The 17075-nt window shown below is 73.5% G+C and carries 15 protein-coding genes; 7 read left to right on the top strand and 8 right to left on the bottom strand.

Annotation, left to right across the window (positions count from 1 at the left end; all coding sequences use genetic code 11):
- Positions 1-160: 160 nt before the first annotated feature.
- From JNW91_RS14560 to JNW91_RS14535, 6 genes are all read left to right on the top strand, one after another.
- Positions 161-598, top strand: a complete 438-nt coding sequence (locus tag JNW91_RS14560; protein WP_203175586.1) for a ferritin-like domain-containing protein — start codon at positions 161-163, stop codon at positions 596-598.
- Between the two features lie 52 nt (positions 599-650).
- Entirely contained in the window at positions 651-1247 is a 597-nt protein-coding gene (locus JNW91_RS14555) for a PadR family transcriptional regulator (RefSeq protein ID WP_203175584.1), read from the top strand.
- Entirely contained in the window at positions 1244-1978 is a 735-nt protein-coding gene (locus tag JNW91_RS14550) for an ABC transporter ATP-binding protein (protein ID WP_203175582.1), read from the top strand. Before JNW91_RS14555 ends, JNW91_RS14550 begins: the two co-directional genes overlap by 4 nt.
- Entirely contained in the window at positions 1975-4758 is a 2784-nt protein-coding gene (locus tag JNW91_RS14545) for an FtsX-like permease family protein (RefSeq protein WP_309244360.1), read from the top strand. The genes JNW91_RS14550 and JNW91_RS14545 overlap by 4 nt, the downstream gene beginning before the upstream one ends.
- A 97-nt stretch (positions 4759-4855) precedes the next feature.
- Positions 4856-5356, top strand: coding sequence for a nitroreductase family deazaflavin-dependent oxidoreductase (locus tag JNW91_RS14540; protein WP_203175580.1), 501 nt, complete (start codon positions 4856-4858; stop codon positions 5354-5356).
- 151 nt (positions 5357-5507) lie between these two features.
- Entirely contained in the window at positions 5508-6245 is a 738-nt protein-coding gene (locus JNW91_RS14535) for a nucleotidyltransferase domain-containing protein (RefSeq protein WP_203175578.1), read from the top strand.
- Positions 6246-6251: 6 nt separating this feature from the next.
- Here the strand turns inward: JNW91_RS14535 and JNW91_RS14530 are convergent, their stop codons facing one another.
- Positions 6252-6965, bottom strand: coding sequence for a VIT1/CCC1 transporter family protein (locus JNW91_RS14530; RefSeq protein ID WP_203175576.1), 714 nt, complete (start codon positions 6963-6965; stop codon positions 6252-6254).
- Positions 6962-7819, bottom strand: a complete 858-nt coding sequence (gene map, locus JNW91_RS14525) for a type I methionyl aminopeptidase (protein ID WP_203175574.1) — start codon at positions 7817-7819, stop codon at positions 6962-6964. Before map ends, JNW91_RS14530 begins: the two co-directional genes overlap by 4 nt.
- A 95-nt stretch (positions 7820-7914) precedes the next feature.
- Between map and JNW91_RS14520 the strand changes: the two genes are divergently transcribed.
- A complete protein-coding gene (locus JNW91_RS14520) occupies positions 7915-8229 on the top strand; it encodes an STAS domain-containing protein (RefSeq protein ID WP_203175572.1) in 315 nt (104 codons plus the stop codon).
- A 61-nt stretch (positions 8230-8290) separates the two neighbouring features.
- On the opposite strand, the gene JNW91_RS14515 is transcribed toward JNW91_RS14520, so the two are convergent.
- The 6 genes from JNW91_RS14515 to JNW91_RS14490 form a co-directional block, all read right to left on the bottom strand.
- Positions 8291-11950: a SpoIIE family protein phosphatase gene (locus JNW91_RS14515; RefSeq protein ID WP_203175571.1), complete on the bottom strand. Its 3660-nt coding sequence runs from the start codon at positions 11948-11950 to the stop codon at positions 8291-8293.
- 184 nt (positions 11951-12134) lie between these two features.
- Positions 12135-12686 carry a pyridoxamine 5'-phosphate oxidase family protein gene (locus JNW91_RS14510; RefSeq protein ID WP_203175560.1) on the bottom strand — a complete coding sequence of 184 codons (552 nt, stop codon included), beginning with the start codon at positions 12684-12686 and terminating at the stop codon, positions 12135-12137.
- Positions 12687-12733: 47 nt separating this feature from the next.
- The gene (locus JNW91_RS14505; protein ID WP_309244359.1) at positions 12734-13453 is read right to left on the bottom strand and encodes a gamma-glutamyl-gamma-aminobutyrate hydrolase family protein; all 720 of its coding nucleotides are present in this window, start codon (positions 13451-13453) and stop codon (positions 12734-12736) included.
- Positions 13450-14217 (bottom strand): 3-oxoacyl-ACP reductase, encoded by a 768-nt coding sequence (locus tag JNW91_RS14500; protein ID WP_203175558.1) that lies wholly within the window; start codon positions 14215-14217, stop codon positions 13450-13452. The genes JNW91_RS14505 and JNW91_RS14500 overlap by 4 nt, the downstream gene beginning before the upstream one ends.
- A gap of 5 nt (positions 14218-14222) precedes the next feature.
- Positions 14223-15569 (bottom strand): aldehyde dehydrogenase family protein, encoded by a 1347-nt coding sequence (locus JNW91_RS14495; RefSeq protein ID WP_238424997.1) that lies wholly within the window; start codon positions 15567-15569, stop codon positions 14223-14225.
- A 129-nt stretch (positions 15570-15698) separates the two neighbouring features.
- Positions 15699-17063, bottom strand: coding sequence for a glutamine synthetase family protein (locus JNW91_RS14490; RefSeq protein WP_203175556.1), 1365 nt, complete (start codon positions 17061-17063; stop codon positions 15699-15701).
- Positions 17064-17075 lie beyond the last annotated feature (12 nt).

Raw genomic sequence — 17075 nt, 5'->3', positions numbered from 1 at the left:
CCCCGGCGGCCGACCCGGCCGGCGCGCTGGCCGCCCTGCGCGCGCTGGAGAAGGCCGGTCAGCGGACCGCCACCGCCGCCTGCGCCGCCGCGCCGGCGGAACGGGCGGCGCTGCTCGGTTCGATCGTCGCCGCCCGGGCCACCCACCAGGAGGCACTGAAGTGAAGCAGCCGTCCGCGGCGGAGGCGCTCGCCGCCGCCCTCTCCGCCGAGTACGCGGCCATCTACGCCTACGGCCGGATCGGCGTACGGCTCACCGGGGCGAGCCGGGACACCGCCCACCAGGCGGAGGCCGCGCACCGACGCCGACGCGACGCGCTGGTCGTGCAGCTCAGCACCAGCGGTGGCACCGTTCCACCGGACCGCGCCGGGTACGCGCTGCCGTTTCCGGTCACCGACCGGGCGAGCGCGCTGCGGCTCGCCGTCGAGGTGGAGGAACGCACGGCGGCGCACTGGCGGGCCGCGCTGGCGTCGACCACGGGCGCCGACCGGGACCAGGCGCTGGCCGCCCTGGTCGAGTACGCCGTACGGGCCACCCGGTGGCGGAAGACCGCCGGGGTGGCCCCGCCGACTGTCGCATTTCCCGGCCGCCCGACCTGAACCGCTCTGCTCCGGTTGCGGTGCGCATACCAGGTATGCATACTCCGTTGCCATGTCCATCCGTCACGGGCTGCTCGCCCTGCTCGAACGCGGCCAGATGTACGGCTACCAGCTGCGCGCCGCTTTCGAGGAGTCGACCGGCTCGACCTGGCCGCTGAACATCGGGCAGGTCTACACCACGCTGTCCCGGCTGGAGCGGGACGGTCTGGTGCGCCCGCTGCCGGAGAGCGAGGCCGGACAGCGCCCGTACGAGATCACCGACGCCGGTCGGGCCGACCTCGCGCTGTGGTTCGCCACCCCGATCAGCCGTACCGACCGCCCCCGCGACGAGCTGGCGATCAAGCTGGCGCTGGCGCTCACCACCCCCGGAGTGGACGTCCGCTCGGTGGTGCAGGCGCAGCGCAGCGCGACGATGCGGGCGTTGCAGGAGTTGACCCGGTTGAAGTACGGCAGCGACCGGCCGGAGGATCTGCCCTGGCGGCTGGTACTGGACTCGATGGTGTTCCAGGCCGAGGCCGAGGTCCGCTGGCTGGACCACTGTGAGACGAGCCTCGTCCGGCACCGACCCAGCGTCCCCCCGCCGTCCGCACCCGGGCCACGTGCCGCGCCCGACGCGGCACGCTGGGCCGACGAGGAGGCGCGACGGTGAGCGGATCGGACGACGCGGTACTGGAGCTGCGCGCCGTCCAACGCACCCACGGGGCCGGCCCGGCCGCCGTGCACGCCCTGCGCGGCGTCAGCCTCGTCGTACGACCCGGTGAGCTGGTCGCCGTGATGGGCCCCTCCGGCTCCGGCAAGTCGACGCTGCTGGCACTCGCCGGCGGTCTGGACCGCCCGACCGACGGCGAGGTCCTCATCGAGGGGCAGCCGCTGGGGGCGCTGGACCGCCGCGGGCTCGCCCAGCTGCGTCGCCGCCGGATCGGCTACATCTTCCAGCAGCTCAACCTGCTGGGCAGTCTGAGCGCGGTGGAGAACGTCGCGCTCCCGCTGGAACTCGACGGCACCGGTGGCCGCCGGGCCCGCTCGCTGGCCATGGCCGCGCTCACCGAGGTGGGTCTCCCCGCCCTGGGCGACCGCTTCCCCGACCAGCTCTCCGGCGGTCAGCAGCAGCGGGTGGCCATCGCCCGCGCGCTGGTCGGCGAACGGCGGCTGGTGCTCGCCGACGAACCGACCGGCGCGTTGGACTCGCAGACCGGCGAGGCGGTGCTGCACCTGTTGCGCCGCCGCATCGACGCGGGCGCCGCCGGGGTGCTGGTCACCCACGAGGCGCGGCACGCCGGTTGGGCCGACCGGGTGGTGTTCCTACGCGACGGGGTGCTGGTCGACACGACGGCCCCGCTGGGCAGCGTCGAGCAGCTGCTGTCCGGCAGCGACCGGTGACCACCCGCCGTACGCTGCGGCTCCCCGACCGGACCGACGTCCCGGCGCCGCGGCCGGTGGCCTTGCCGGTCCGTACCGGCCGGCGACGGTTCGCCGAGCTGACCGGCTCCTGGCGGGCGGCGCTGCGGATCGCCCGACGGGAGGCACGCCGCGCCCGCCGCCGGACCGCCCTGGTGCTCGCGATGATCGCCCTGCCGGTGCTGGTGCTGGCCTTTCTGGCCGCGAGCTACGACATGGCGGAGCTGACCCCGCAGGAGCGGATCGACCGGCGACTCGGCGTGGCCGACGCGGAGCTGCGCTGGGCCTCCCAGACTGCGATCGGGCAGGACGAGTGGGGTGAGAGCTGGTACACGCGGGAGGGCGAGCACGTACCCGCCGGTCAGGTCAGCGCCGGCCAGGTCGCCGCGCTGCTTCCCCCGGGCAGCCGGGTCACCGAGGTGCGCGTCCGGATCCCGCTGAGCGTGCGGGGCCCGGAGCGCGACGAGAACGTGGCAGGGCGGGTACTGGACCTCACCGACCCCCTGGCCCGAGGGCTGGTGCGGTTCCGGGCCGGCCGGGCGCCGCAGCAGCCCGGCGAGGTGGCGGTGAGCCCGGCCGCGCTGCGTCGCCTGGACCTGCGCCTCGGCCACGCGCTGACCATGGCCGACGGGAGTAGGGCGTACACCGTCGTGGGGGTGGTCGAATTCCCCGACGATCTCGGGCCGGTGGTGGCGCTGCACCCGGGAGCCGTGCCACGGACCGGTCCGGAGGCGGACAGCATCTGGCTGGCGGACGTGCCCGGCGCCGTCGACGCCGCGCTGGTCGCCCGGCTCAACGACCAGGGCGTGGTGGTCACGCCACGCCATCCGACCGGCCCCCCGCCCGGACCGGGCCACGGCTGGGTCGGATCGATCGCCGCCACCGACACCAACGACCTGAGCACCGGTGTGCTGATCGCCGGCCTCGGCCTGCTGGAGGTCGTACTCCTGGTGGGGCCGGCGTTCGCGGTCGGCGTCCGCCGCCGACGTCGGGACCTGGCGCTGGTCGCGGTGGCCGGCGGGGACGCCGCCCAGCTGCGCCGGGTCGTACTCGCCGACGGCGTGGTGCTGGGTGTGTTGGGCGCCGCCGTCGGCCTGGTCCTCGGCGTCGCCGCGGCGTTCGCCGGACGACCGCTGGTGGAGCAGTACGTCTTCGGCGCCCGCTTCGGGGGGTACCGCTGCTGGCCGGCGGCCCTGGTGGCGCTCGGTGGGGTCGCGGTGCTGACCGGGGTGCTCGCCGCGCTGGCACCGGCCTGGACCATCGCCCGGCAGGACGTCGGCGCCGGTCTCGCCGGGCGCCGGACGCCGCCCGCCTCCCGGAGCCGGTGGCTGGCCCTCGGGTTGTCGCTGGTGGCCGGTGGGGCGGCGCTGGCCGCGTTCGGCGCCACCCGGATCTCGCCGGCGGTGATCCTCACCGGCCTCATCCTCGGCGAGCTCGGCCTGGTGTGCTGCACGCCCACCCTGATCGGCGTGCTCGCCCGGCTCGGCCGGGTGTTGCCGCTCGCACCCCGCATCGCGCTGCGCGACGCCAGCCGTAACCGCGCCGCAGCCGCGCCGGCCATCTGCGCCGTGATGGCCGCCGTGGCGAGCAGCGTCGCGCTCGGCGGTTACCTGGCCAGCGACGGTGCCCGCGATCGGCACGCCTACCAGCCGACGCTGCCGACCGGGCACGTGCTGGTCAGCCCGAACGATCCGGCCCGGCTGCCCACACTGGCCCAGGTCACCGGGGCGGCCCGGAAGGAGTTGGGCACCGGCGCGGTCGTCGGAGTGCACGCGCCGGTCTGCGTGCCGCCGCGCGGCGGCTACTGCGACGTCGCGCCGGCACTCCCGGTCGAGCAGGTCTGCCCGTGGCGGGCCGGGGACGACCTCTCCGCGGCGCAGCGCCGCCAGGCCCGGGCCGACCCACGCTGCCAGCGCCACGCGACGGACTACTACGGCGCCTACGTGGAGCCTCTGGTGGACGACGGCACGGCACTGCCGCTGCTCACCAACGCGGATCCGGCGGCGGTCGCCACCGCGACGGCGGTGCTGCACGCCGGCGGCGTGGTGGTGACCGACCCGCGCTACCTGCACAACGGCCTGGTCACCGTGCAGGTCAACCGGGTGGACGCCGGGCCGGACCACCAAGTCGCCGCCGCCGATCTCCCCGGGTACGCGCTGCCCGCGGCGGTCGGCCAGTCCCGCCTGCTGCTGTCGGCGGCCGCGATCCGACAACTCGGCCTGAACTCGTCGCCGGCCGGTTGGCTGATCGGCACCGCCACACCGCCGAGCGGGGAACGACAGGAACGGTTCGTCGCCGCCCTGCGTCCCTTCGGGACGTTCACGCTCGTGGTGGAGAACGGTGGCGCTCCGGGTGACATCTCGCCGCTGCTCCTGCTGCTCGCGGCGGCGGCGGGGCTGATCACGGTGGGGGCGGCCGGGATCGCCACCGCGCTCGCCGCCGCCGAGGGCCGCGCCGAGTTGACCACCCTCGCGGCCGTCGGCGCGGCACCGGCGGTCCGCCGCCTGCTGGCGATCTGCCAGGCCGGGGTCATCTCCGGCCTGGGCTCGGTGCTCGGCATCGTGGCCGGTTCGGGTACCGCCGCGATCGTGCTGTTCTCGGTGAACCGCCAGTACGCCACGGCCTGGCCGACGCCCGTGCCGTACCCGTACCTGGTGCCCTGGCCGGTGCTCGGTGTCCTGGTGCTGGTGCCCCTGGTGGCGATGCTCGGCGCCGGCCTGTTCACCCGCGCCCGGCTGCCGATCGAGCGGCAACTGGACTGAGCTGGCCGCCGCGTGCCGGAAAGGTGCGGCGTCCGGCCGGCGAGGCGGGACCGCGCGGGGGTGCCGCCGGGGCGCGTCAGCCGGCAGACTGGTCGGCGTGTCAGTGCTGGGAACCCTCACCCGCCGCGTCGGCCATCACCGATGGTTCGGCGCCGCCGCCCGCCTGCTGGTCCCGGCCGACCGGGTGGTCGGCCGGCTGACCCGGGGCCGGGTCGTGGCACTCGGCCTGATCCCCTCCCTGGTGATCACCACGGTCGGCCGTCGCTCCGGCAAGCCACGTAGCAATCCCCTGCTGTACGTGCCCGACGGCGACGCGTACGTGGTGATCGGCTCGAACTGGGGACAGACCCACCAGCCCGGCTGGGCGATGAACCTGCTCGCCGAGCCGGGCGCCGAGGTGGCCGTGCGGGGCCGGCGGATCCCGGTGCGCGCCGAGCCCGCCACCGGCGCCGAACGGGACCGGCTGTGGCAGCTCCTGGTCACCGAGTGGCCGGCGTACCGCACGTACGTGCAGCGGGCCGGCGGGCGGGAGATCCGCATCTTCCGCCTGGTGCCAACCGGGCGCGGCGAGCCGTCGGGTCCGCCGCCGGCTGGCTAGGCTGACGGTCGGTAGCGAGGCGGAGGCGGTTCCGTGAGCGCGAGGAGTGAGCCGGGGTTGCGAGCCCCGCAGTCGCGAACAAAGGCAGACCCGTGAGCGCGAGGAGTGAGCCGGGGTTGCGAGCCCCGCAGTCGCGAACAAAGGCGGACCCGTGAGCGCGAGCAGCGAACACGCCGGCGTCGACCGGGGCCTCGACGATCGACGGTGGACGGTGGCGGAGCGGGTGGCCGGGGCCATCGGGCGGCGTTTCCCTGCCGACGTGCTCGCGGTCGCGGTGCACGGTCCTCTGGCGCACGGCGACGACGACGGTGGTGGGGACCGCGAGGTGGGGATGCTGGTGGTCACCTACCGGCCCGGCACTGGTCCGCCGCTGGCGACCCGTCGGGTGGACGGGGTGCTCGTCGACCTGACCGTGGCCGCCGCCGAGGACTATCTCGCGCAGGCCCGGGTGCTCTCCCCGCTCTGGCCGCTGACCGCCGACCGGTACGTGACGACCCGGGCGTTGCACGACCCGACCGGTTGGCTGCGGACGCTGCGCGACGAGCATCTCGGGCGGTTGGCCCGGGCCCGGCCGGCGGAGTTCAGCACCGCGGCCCGGCAGGCCTGGTATCGGGGCAGCGCGGCGCACGCCCGGGCCGCCCGGCTGGCCGAGTGGTACGAGACCGATCAGGCGTTGCTGATGCTCGGCGAGGCGCGGTTGGCCGCTGCGACGGTGACCGGCCTGCTGAGCCGCACCTACTTCCGGGATCCGGGCGATGCGGTGCGGCGCACCGGTCTGGCCGGGGCGGACATGACCGAGGTGGGTGCGGTGCTGGCCCGGCAGGCCGACGAGTTGACCGCCCGCGGCCGGCCGGTGGACGGCACGGTCGACGAGCTGCTCACCGGCTGACCGGGGTCACAGCCCGCCCTGTACGCCGATCAGCGAACCGATCAGGTAGGTGGCACCGGCCGCGGCGGCGCCCAGCAGCAGTTGGCGCAGGCCGCTGGTCCACCAGGGCCGGCGGGTGAAGCGGGCGACGACCGCCCCGGCGGCGAACAGCCCGAGCCCGCCGACGGCCAGCGCCAGCCACAACTCGGTGGCACCGAACAGGTAGGTCAGCAGCGGCACCAGCGCCCCCACCGAGAAGAACAGGAACGACGAGATCGCCGCGGCCCACGGGCTGGGCTGGTCGTCGGGGTCGACGCCCAACTCCTCGCGCACGTGCACCCGCAGGGCCTCCTCCGGGTCGCGCTGCACCGCCTCCGCGACCTGGGTGGCCAGGTCCCGGGGCAGGCCACGGGCCACCCAGACGTCGGCCAGTTCGCGGGCCTCCGCCTCGGGGTGCCGCTCCAGTTCCCGCCGTTCCTTGGCGACCTCGGCGGCGACCTGCTCGTTGGCGGAGCGGACGCTGGTGTACTCGCCGAGCCCCATCGAGATCGCCCCGGCCACCAGGCCGGCGGAGCCGGTGAGCACGATGCTGCGCGGCGACACCCCGCCACCGCCGACCCCGGCGATCAGGGCGATGTTGGTGACCAGGCCGTCCATCGCGCCGAAGACGGCCGGACGCAGCCAGCCACCGGAGACGTCGGCGTGGTGCGCTTCTCGCAGGGCGGCAGGGGTGTCGGTCACGGCAGGGTCAGGATCTCGTGGCCGTCGTCGGTCACCACGATGGTGTGTTCGAACTGGGCTGTCCACTTCCGGTCCTTGGTGACGACGGTCCACCCGTCGTCCCACATGTCGTACTGGTAGGTGCCGAGCGTGATCATCGGCTCGATGGTGAAGGTCATCCCCGGCTCCATGATGTCCGTGGGTCGGGGGCTGTCGTAGTGCGGCACGTAGAGCCCGCTGTGAAAGGACTCGCCGATGCCGTGGCCGGTGAAGTCGCGGACCACGCCGTAGCCGAACCGCTTGGCGTACGACTCGATGACCCGGCCCACGACGTTGATCTGGCGGCCCGGGGCGACCGCGCGGATGCCGCGCATCATCGCCTCGTGGGTCCGCTCGACCAGCAGCCGGGCCTCCTCGCTGACCTCGCCGACGCAGAAGGTGGCGTCGGTGTCGCCGTGCACCCCACCGATGTACGCGGTGACGTCGACGTTGATGATGTCGCCGTCCTGGATGACCGTCGAGTCCGGGATGCCGTGACAGATGACCTCGTTGAGGCTGGTGCAGCAGGACTTGGGGAATCCCCTGTAGCCCAGCGTCGACGGGTAGGCGTCGTGGTCGCAGAGGAACTCGTGCACCACCCTGTCGATCTCGTCGGTGGTCACCCCGGGCTTGCAGTGCTCGCCGGCGAGCTGGGTCGCCTGGGCGGCCAGCCGGCTGGCGATCCGCATCTTCTCGATGGTCTCCGGCGTCTGCACGTGGGAGCCACGCCACTCCTGTGGGCGCTTCTTACCCACGTACTCCGGTCGGGTGATGTGGGACGGCACCGGTCGCATCGGGGAGAGCGCGCCTGGTGTCAGCGGCGGACGGACGGTCATGGTCCAAGCCTATCGCCGGAGCCGCTGGTGACCCGCGCCACAGCCGCTCCGGACCGGTTGTTGCCCCGCCAGGTCGGCTGTGCCATGGTGTCTGCGTGGATCAAGGGGGAGCACCGCCCGTCTTCTCTGCCAGCGCAGAGATCGACGGCGACCACCTCCACGTGGTGGTGGCCGGCGAGGTCGACATGGCGACCGCCGACACCATGCTCCAGACCGCGCTGCGCGAGCCCGCCGAGCACATCACGCTCGATCTGAGCGCGGTCACCTTCTTCGACTCGGCCGCCATTCACGCCCTGGTCCGGCTCGCCCAGCAGTTCCGCGGCACGCTCACCGTGCTGCCGTCGCGGCAGGTCCGCCGGGTGCTGGAGATCTCCGGTCTGGGCGAGCAGAGCTGGCTCCGCCCGGCCTGAGCCAGCCGCCCGGCGAGTCCGCCGGACGCACGCGGGCGCCCGACCGCCGCCGGGCGCAGGGTCAACCCTGCAGGTGTCGGCGCAGCGTCACCTCGGTGCCCTGATCGGTACGCCGTACCGACAGATCCCCCAGTGCCCTGATCAGGGACAGGCCGCGACCGCGGAAGCCGGAGCCGGTCGACTCCCGCCACCGCCCGCTGTCGCGCACCGTGGCGGTCACCGTGCGGTCCTCGATGGCCACCTCCACGCTGATGATCGGCTCGGCGGGGTGCACCGGGTGCTCGATGGCGTTGGCGGCGGCCTCGGAGACAGCGACGGTCAGGTCGAACAGGTCGGTCTCGCCGACGGAGTGCGCGACGAGGAAGTCCTCCAGGCGCTTGCGCAGCACGCTCAGCCGGGTCGGGTCCGCCGGCAGCCGCAACGCGAAGCGGTTCAGCTCGGCGGCCTCCAGGCCGAGCACCGCCACGTCGTCACGGCGTTGCTGGCCGACGACCCGCTCGACCACGGCGTCGATCAGGTCCGCCACGTGCTCGCCCGGGGTGGCGGCGGCGGTGCGGACCTGTGCCAGCCCGGTGTCGATGCCGAGTTTCCGGTCCTCGATCAGGCCGTCGGTGTAGAGCAGCAGCCGGTCGCCGGCGCGCAGCTCCCCGTCGACCGCCTGGTACGTCGCGTCGGGGATGGCACCGACCGGCGGGCCGAGCGCGCGGTCGTGCAGGAAAGCCACCTCGCCTCCTCGGATCAGCAGTGGGGACGGGTGACCGGCGCTGGCGTACCGCAACCGGCCGGTGCGCGGGTTGAACAGCAGGCAGACCACGGTGGCGAAGGAGCGGCCCTCGGTGGAGCCGACCAGCCGGTTGAGTCGGGTCAGCGACTCACCCGGGTCGAAGCCCTCCAGCACGTACGCCCGCAGCGCGTTGCGCAGTTGCCCCATCGCCGCGGCGGCCCGGACGCCCTTGCCCACCACGTCGCCGATGACGAGCACCAGCTCGTCGCCGTTCAGCGCGATCACGTCGTACCAGTCGCCGCCGACCTCCACGTCGGCGCTGCCGGGCAGGTAACGGCTGGCCACCACCGCGCCGGGCAGCTGCGGCAGCGACCGGGGCAGCAGGCTGTGTTGCAGTGTGGTGGCGATGCGGTGTTCGGTCTCGTAAAGCTGGGCGTTCTCCAGCCGCACCCCGACGAGCCGGGCCAGCTGGGTCAGCGCCGCGTCGTCGGCCTGCGCGTCGTCACCGGCCGCCCGCCAGACCCGCAGCTCGCCGAGCTGCTCGCCGGTGGTGCCGGTCAGCTCGGCCACGAAGGACGGGTCGGCGGCGGTGGTGCCACCGGCGTCCGCCTCGGACCGGGCGCCGGCCGCGGTGACCACCACCCGGGCCGCTTCGGCGAGGCTCAGCGCGTGCCGGGCCGCGACCTGAAGCACGTCTGCGGTGGATCGGGCGGTGTTCACCGCCACCGCCGCGTCGGCCAACGCCCGTAGCCGGCGGATGATCTGCCCGCGCAGCTGGCCCAGCTCGACGTTGGCCCGCACCCGGGCGACCAGCTCCTGCCCGGAGAACGGCTTGGTGAGGTAGTCGTCGGCGCCGGCGGAGAGACCGGCGACGGCCTCCGCGGAGCCGGCGCGGGCGGACAGCAGAACGATCGGCACATGCCGGGTACGCGGGTCGGCGCGCAGGGCGCGCACCAGCCCGAACCCGTCCAGGCGGGGCATCATCACGTCGGTGAGCACCAGGTCGAATCCGCCCTCCCGGGCCAGCGGCAGGGCCGTCAGCCCGTCGCTGGCGGTGACCACCTCCCAGGTCGGGGAGAGCAGACGGGTGACGTGTTCGCGCAGGTCCACGTTGTCGTCGACCACGAGGATCCGACCGGCCGGGGCGACCGTCGTCGGGCCGCTGTCGAACTCCGTGGCGGACTCCGCGCCGGACCACAGCGCGGTCTCCGCCACGTAGAGCCGGGCCTGTTCGGGCTCGCCGGCGGGCAGGGGGCCGAACCCCGCCACCCGGTCGGCGGGCAGGTGCGCCGACCCGAACGGGATGGTGACCGTGAAGGTGCTGCCCTCGTCGACGCGACTTGTCAGCCCGACCTCGCCGCCGTGCATCTCGACCAGCTCCCGGACCAGCGCCAGGCCGATCCCGGTGCCCTCGTGGGTGCGGGCGCGCACCCCGGGCACCCGGTGGAACCGTTCGAAGACGTGCGTCAGCTCGGCCGGCACGATCCCCACGCCGGTGTCGGTCACCTCCAGCCGGGCGCCGGCTTCCACGGCCAGCACCCGGACCCGGATCTCGCCGTCGAAGGTGAACTTGACCGCGTTCGACACCAGGTTGAGGACGATCTTCTCCCACATGTCCCGGTCGACGAAGACCGGAGCGGGCAGCGGTGGGCAGTCCACCACCAGCCGCAACCCGGCCCGATCGGTGGCCGAGCGGAAGGTGCTGGCCAGCCGGGCGGTGTAGCCGGACAGGTCGGTGGGCTGGTAGCGGGCGGCGAGCCGACCCGACTCCAGCCGGGAGAAGTCCAGCACGGTGTTGACCAGCTTGAGCAGGCGCAACGCGTTGCGGTGCATCATCGTGAGGCGCTCGGTGTCCGCGACGGGCAACGCCGGGTCGGCCAGCATGTCCTCCAGAGGGCCGAGCACCAGGGTCAGCGGCGTGCGGAACTCGTGGCTGACGTTGGCGAAGAAGTTGGTCTTCGCCTGGTCGAGCGCGGCCAGCTCGGCCGCGCGGGCCCGCTCCTGCTCGTACGCCCGCTGCTTGCCGACCGCCCGGGAGATCTGCGCGGCGACCAGGTCGAGGAAGTCGCGGTAGTCGTCACCGAGCGGCAGCCGGCGGGCGACCCCGACGACAAGCGCGCCGACCGTCTCGTTCGCCGCCGTGATGGGCAGCACGAGGGCCCGGTCGGCCGCGCCGGCCGGCGGGGGGTCGAGCAGCTCCGCCACGTCGGCGGTGGCCGGCTCACCGTCGGCGGCCACCCGGGCGAGCAGGTCGGCCGGCACCCCGACGGTCGCCGCATCCGTGCCGCTGGCCCCGGCCAGGACGAGACGACCGCTGTCGTCGCCCAGGTAGATCAGCGCGAACGGCACATCGGCCCGATGCCGGTTGAGCACCTCGGCGGCGGTCCGGCCGAGTTCGCCGGCGTTGCCCACGTCGGCCAGGTCGGCACCCAGCTCGGCCAGCGCCCGCAGCCGGCGTTCGCCCAGCACCCGCCCGGTGGTCTCGTTGACGATGCAGTAGACGCCGCTGACCGTGCCGTCGTCGCCACGGATCGGGTCGTACGAGACGTCGAAGTAGGTCTCCTCGACGAAGCCGTACCGGTTCAGCAGGAAGGGGTGATCCTCGCCCCGGTAGGAACGACCGGTGCGCCGGACGCCGTCCAGCAGCGGGCCGAGCACGTCCCAGGTCTCCGCCCAGTGCCGACGCGCCGGCTGGACGAGCACGTCGGGGTGTTTGGCGCCGATGGTCGGACGGTAGGCGTCGTTGTAGAAGGCGAGCTGATCGTCACCCCAGAACATGACGATCTGCGCGCTGGAGGCGAGCATCATGCCGATCGCGGTGGAGAGCGCCACCGGCCAACGCCCGGGCGCACCCAGCGGGGTGGTGGACCAGTCGAAGTCGCGCATCCGCTGGCCCAGCTCGCCGCCGGCGGCGAACGCGGCCGCCAGCATCGGGGAGACCTCCCCGCCGTCCGCGAAGGGATGCCCGGTGTCCGCGCCCCCCTGGGCCGAGCTCATGCAGCCTCCCCGCTCCGGCCGTGCCCCTCAGCCGTTGATCTCCACCCGTTGTGCTCCGACTTGTACCCCGGCGGACCAGCAACGTAACGCATGCCGCCCCGCAGACGCTGGTTACCTCCACCTCATCCGTCGGTCACCGGACAGTCCGGCGGCCAGGCAGGTGGTGACGGAACGCCTGGGCAGGTCAGAAGACGGGCAGCCCATCGATGCTCGCCGCGTTCTTGGTGGCCCGGTAGACCACCAGGTCATCGGCGCTGCGGCGGGAGTGTGACGTCAGCAACAGGTCACGTTCGGCGCGGAAATCCATCAGCGGCACCGCGTAGCCGCAGGAGTCGCTGACCCGTTCAACCTCGACGGTGATCACGGCCCGCACCGCGTGCACGTCCGGTGGTGCGGGGAAATCGGCGAGCCGGTCGGCGAAGGCGCCCTCGGTCACCGCGACACTGCTGCCCCGCCCGTGCAGCCGGACGATCTTCGGCGGCCCGTCGAAGGCGCAGAACATCAGCGTGATCCGGCCGTTGTCCCGCAGGTGGGCGATGGTCTCGGCGCCGCTGCCGTGGTAGTCGAGGTACGCCACCCGGTGCGGGCCGAGGATCACGAAGGTGCCCCGCATACCCTTCGGCGAGACGTTGACATGCCCCTCGGCGCCGGACGGCGCCGTGGCCACGAAGAAGACCGGCTGAGCCGTGATGAAGTCTCGCAGCCGGCCGTCGATCTCCGGATAGAGCTTGCCCATGCGTCGATCCTCCCACCGGCCGACCCGCCGGACGGGGGCGACGTACGTCACACCGCACGGGACCGTCCGGCAGCCCTGACCAGGGCGGTGATCGGACGTGGGTCCGGCTCGTTCTCCGGATGCCACTGCACGCCGAGCACGAACGGCAGGGCCGGGTCCTCCACCGCCTCGATCACGCCGTCCGCCGCCCACCCGCTGACGGTCAGCCGACCCGGGTCGGCGACCGCCTGGTGGTGGTACGAGTTGACCCGCTCCACCCCGGCCAACACCGTCGCGGCGAGGCTGCCCGCCGCGAACCGCACCGCGTGGGCGCCGTAGACCCCCGGTGCCGGACGATGCTCGTCGTGCCCCACCACGTCCGGTAGGTGCTGGTGCAGGGTCCCGCCGTAGGCGACGGCGAGCAGCTGCATTCCCCGGCAGACACCGAGGACCGGCAACCCGGCGGCCAGCGCGGGGGCCAACAGGGTCAACTCACCGGCGTCCCGGTCCGGCCGGTCCTCGGTACGCGGATGCGGCGGCTGGCCGTACCGCCCCGGGCCCACGTCGGCGCCCCCGGCCAGCAGCAGGCCGTCGAGGACGGCCAGCACGTCGGCGTCCTCGTCGTCCGGGGGCACCACCACCGCCCGGCCGCCGGCGGCCGTCACCGCCCGCACGTACGCCTCGGGCACCAGCACGGCCGGCACGCCCCGCCAGACCGCCCAGGCGGCGGGTTCGACGTACGCGCTGATCCCGATCAACGGCCGGCGCACCGATCTCGCGCCGCTCACAGGGGTGTGACGTACGCGCCTGTGATGCCGCCGTCGACCACGAACTGCGCGGCGGTCATGAACGAGGCGTCGTCGCTGGCCAGGAACGCCACCGCGGCGGCGATCTCCTCCGGCTGCCCGAACCGTCCCATCGGCACGTGCACCAGCCGGCGGGCGGCCCGCTCCGGGTCGGCGGCGAAGAGCTCCAGCAGCAGCGGGGTGGCCACCGGGCCGGGGCAGAGCGCGTTGACCCGGATGCCCTCGCGGGCGAACTGCACGCCCAACTCCCGGGTCATCGCCAGCACCCCGCCCTTGCTGGCGGTGTACGCGATCTGCGACGTCGCCGCCCCCATCAACGCCACGAACGAGGCGGTGTTGATGATCGAGCCTCTGCCCTGCCGGCGCATGTGCGGTATGGCGTACTTGCAGCAGAGGTAGACGCTCGTGGTGTTGACCCGCAGCACCCGGTCCCAGGCGTCGAGGCCGGTGTCCAGGATGGAGTCGTCGTCCGGCGGGGAGATGCCGGCGTTGTTGAACGCGATGTCGACCCGCCCGTACCGCTCGGCCACCCCGTCGAACAGGTCACGTACCGCCGTTTCGTCGGCGACGTCGGTGCGGACGAACTCGCCGCCGCACTCCTGCGCGGCCTTCTCGCCGGCCGCCGTGTCGATGTCCACGCAGACCACCCGGGCCCCCTCGGCGGTGAACCTCCGCACGGTGGCCAACCCGATGCCGCTGCCCGCTCCGGTGACCACGGCCACCCGGTCCTGCAACCGACCCTGCACTGGCGTCACTCCTCCGTCGCGATGAACACGTTCTTGACGTCGGTGAAGGAGTGCAGCGCGTCCGGGCCCAGCTCACGGCCGAGCCCGGAACGCTTCATCCCACCGAACGGGGTCCAGTAGCGCACCGAGGAGTGCGAGTTGACGCTGAGGTTGCCCGACTCCACGGCGCGGGCGAGCCGGAGGGCACGGCCCACGTCCCGCGTCCAGATCGAGCCGGACAGGCCGTACTCGGTGTCGTTGGCCAGCCGGATCGCGTCGGCCTCGTCGTCGAACGGGAGCACCGACACCACCGGGCCGAAGATCTCCTCCCGCCAGTGCCGATCGGCCGGCGAGTCGGTCAGCAGCACGGTCGGGGCGTGCCAGAAGCCGGGGCCGTCGGGGCAGGAGCCGGTGAACGCGACCTTCGCCCCGGTCACGTAGCCGGCGACCCGGTCCCGCTGCGCCGCGGAGATCAGCGGACCCATCTCGGCGGTGTCCCGGGCCGGGTCCTGCACCCGCACCGCCTGGACCGCCGGTTCGAGCAGTTCCAGGAAACGGTCGTACACCGGGCGTTGGACCAGGATCCGCGACCGTGCGCAGCAGTCCTGGCCGGCGTTGTCGAAGACCGCACCGGGCGCGGTCGCGGCGGCGCGTTCCAGGTCGGCGTCGGCGAACACGATGTTCGCGCTCTTGCCGCCCAGCTCCAGGGTGAGCCGCTTCACCTGTGCGGCGCAGCCGGCCATGATGCGCGTGCCGACCTCGGTGGAGCCGGTGAAGCAGATCTTGCGGACCGCCGGGTGGCTGACGAACCGCTCCCCCACCACCGCGCCCTCGCCGGGGATCACGGTGAACACGTCGTCGGGCAGGCCGGCCTCGCTGGCCAGTTCGGCCAGGCGCAGCGCGGTGAGCGGAGTCAGCTCGGCCGGTTTGAGCACCACGGTGTTGCCGGCCGCGAGGGCCGGGGCGAACCCCCAGGCGGCGATCGGCATCGGGAAGTTCCACGGCACGATCACCCCGACCACGCCCAGTGGCTCGTGGAAGGTGACGTCCAGCCCGCCGGGAACCGGGATTTGCCGCCCGGTCAGCCGCTCCGGCGCTCCGGCGTAGTAGTCCAGTACGTCGCGGACGTTGCCGGCCTCCCACCGGGCGTTGCCGACGGTGTGCCCGGAGTTGCGGACCTCCAGCGCGGCCAGCTCGTCCAGGTGCGCGTCGACAGCAGCGGCGAACCGCCGCAGGAGCCGGGCCCGATCCCCCGCCCCCACCCCCCGCCAGCTCTCGAATGCCCGAGCCGCCCGCGAGATGGCGGCGTCAACCTGCTCAACAGAGGCCCCCGGAACCTCCCGAAACCCCACCCCGGAAGCCGGATCCACCAAAACCGTCACGCAATCCACCCCCCTGCCCGGTCGATCATGGAGTTGTGGTGCCCCACAAAAGCCCCAGTCCCCGACGTGTCACCCACCACAAGTCCATGATCGACGCGCAAGTCCGGCCCGACGCGCGAGTCAGAGGCGTTCGAAGCCACGGGTCAGCTCCCAGTCCGTGACCGCGGCGTCGAAGGCGGCCAGCTCCACCCTCGCCTGGTTGGCGTAGTGGGCCACCACCTCGGCGCCGAACGCGTCCCGGGCCACCGAGGATGCCTCCCAGAGGGTCAGGGCGTCGCGCAGCGTGCCGGGGACGCGCTCGGCCTCCGGGTCGTCGTACGCGTTGCCGGTGCACTCCGCGCCCAGCTCCAACTCCCGGTCGATGCCGTGCAACGCGCCCGCGACCAGGCCGGCGATCGCCAGGTACGGGTTGACGTCGGCGCCGGGCACCCGGTTCTCCACCCGCATGCCCTGCCCGTGCCCGACCACCCGCAGCGCGCAGGTGCGGTTGTCCACACCCCAGCGCAACGCCGTCGGGGCGAACGACCCCGGCTGGTAGCGCTTGTAGGAGTTGATGTTCGGGGCGAACAGCAGGCTGAACTCCCGCATGGTGGCGAGCAGACCGGCGAGCACCCGCTGCCCGGTCTGCGACAGGTGCGCCGGCCCGTCACCGAGCATCGCCGAGGCACCGGTGGTGTCCCGCAGCGAGAAGTGGATGTGGCAGGAGTTGCCCTCCCGCTCGTTCGGCTTGGCCATGAAGGTGATCGCCATGCCCTCCTGGGCGGCGATCTCCTTGGCCCCGTTCTTGTAGATCACGTGGTGGTCGGCGCAGGCGACCGCCTCGTCGTACCGGAAGGCGATCTCGTGCTGGCCGAGGTTGCACTCACCCTTCGCGCTCTCCGGGGTCAGCCCGGCGCCGGCCATCTCGGTGCGGATCCGGCGCAGCAGCGGCTCCACCCGGGCGGTGCCGAGCAGGGAGTAGTCGACGTTGTACTGGTTGGCCGGGGTGAGGTCGCGGTAGCCGCGCCGCCAGGCGTCCTCGTACGAGTCGCGGAACAGCACGAACTCCAGCTCGGTGCCGGCGTACGCGGTGAGCCCGTGCTCGGCCAGCCGGTCCAGTTGCCGGCGCAGGATCTGCCGGGGTGAGGCGACCACGTCACCGGACCCGTCCAGCCAGGTCAGGTCCGCCAGCAGCAGCGCGGAGCCGGGCTGCCAGGGCACCCGGCGCAGCGTGGCGAAGTCCGGCACCATCGCGAAGTCGCCGTAGCCGCGTTCCCAGCTCGACATCGCGTACCCGTCGACGGTGTTCATGTCGACGTCCACGGCGAGCAGGTAGTTGCAGCCCTCGCTGCCGTTGGCCACCACCTGGTCGAGGAAGAACGGGGCGTGGAACCGTTTGCCCTGTAGGCGGCCCTGCATGTCGACCAGGGCCAGCACCACCGTGTCGATCTCGCCCTCGGCGACGGCGACCCGCAGTTGTTCCAGCGTGAGCGGAGCTCTTCTCATTCGCGGGCCTCC

Source organism: Micromonospora parastrephiae (genome assembly GCF_016802865.1).
In the GTDB taxonomy this organism is placed as follows: Bacteria; Actinomycetota; Actinomycetes; order Mycobacteriales; family Micromonosporaceae; genus Micromonospora; species Micromonospora parastrephiae.
Note: the sequence above shows the minus strand (reverse complement) of the source record. Positions and strands in the feature narration are given on the sequence as shown.

Coding starts and splice junctions, on each gene's coding strand:
- JNW91_RS14510 (WP_203175560.1), bottom strand. CDS start 12,686: ATGGGCAAGCTCTATCCGGAGATCGACGGCCGGCTGCGAGACTTCATC.
- JNW91_RS14555 (WP_203175584.1), top strand. CDS start 651: ATGTCCATCCGTCACGGGCTGCTCGCCCTGCTCGAACGCGGCCAGATG.
- JNW91_RS14490 (WP_203175556.1), bottom strand. CDS start 17,063: ATGAGAAGAGCTCCGCTCACGCTGGAACAACTGCGGGTCGCCGTCGCC.
- map (WP_203175574.1), bottom strand. CDS start 7,819: ATGACCGTCCGTCCGCCGCTGACACCAGGCGCGCTCTCCCCGATGCGA.
- JNW91_RS14515 (WP_203175571.1), bottom strand. CDS start 11,950: ATGAGCTCGGCCCAGGGGGGCGCGGACACCGGGCATCCCTTCGCGGAC.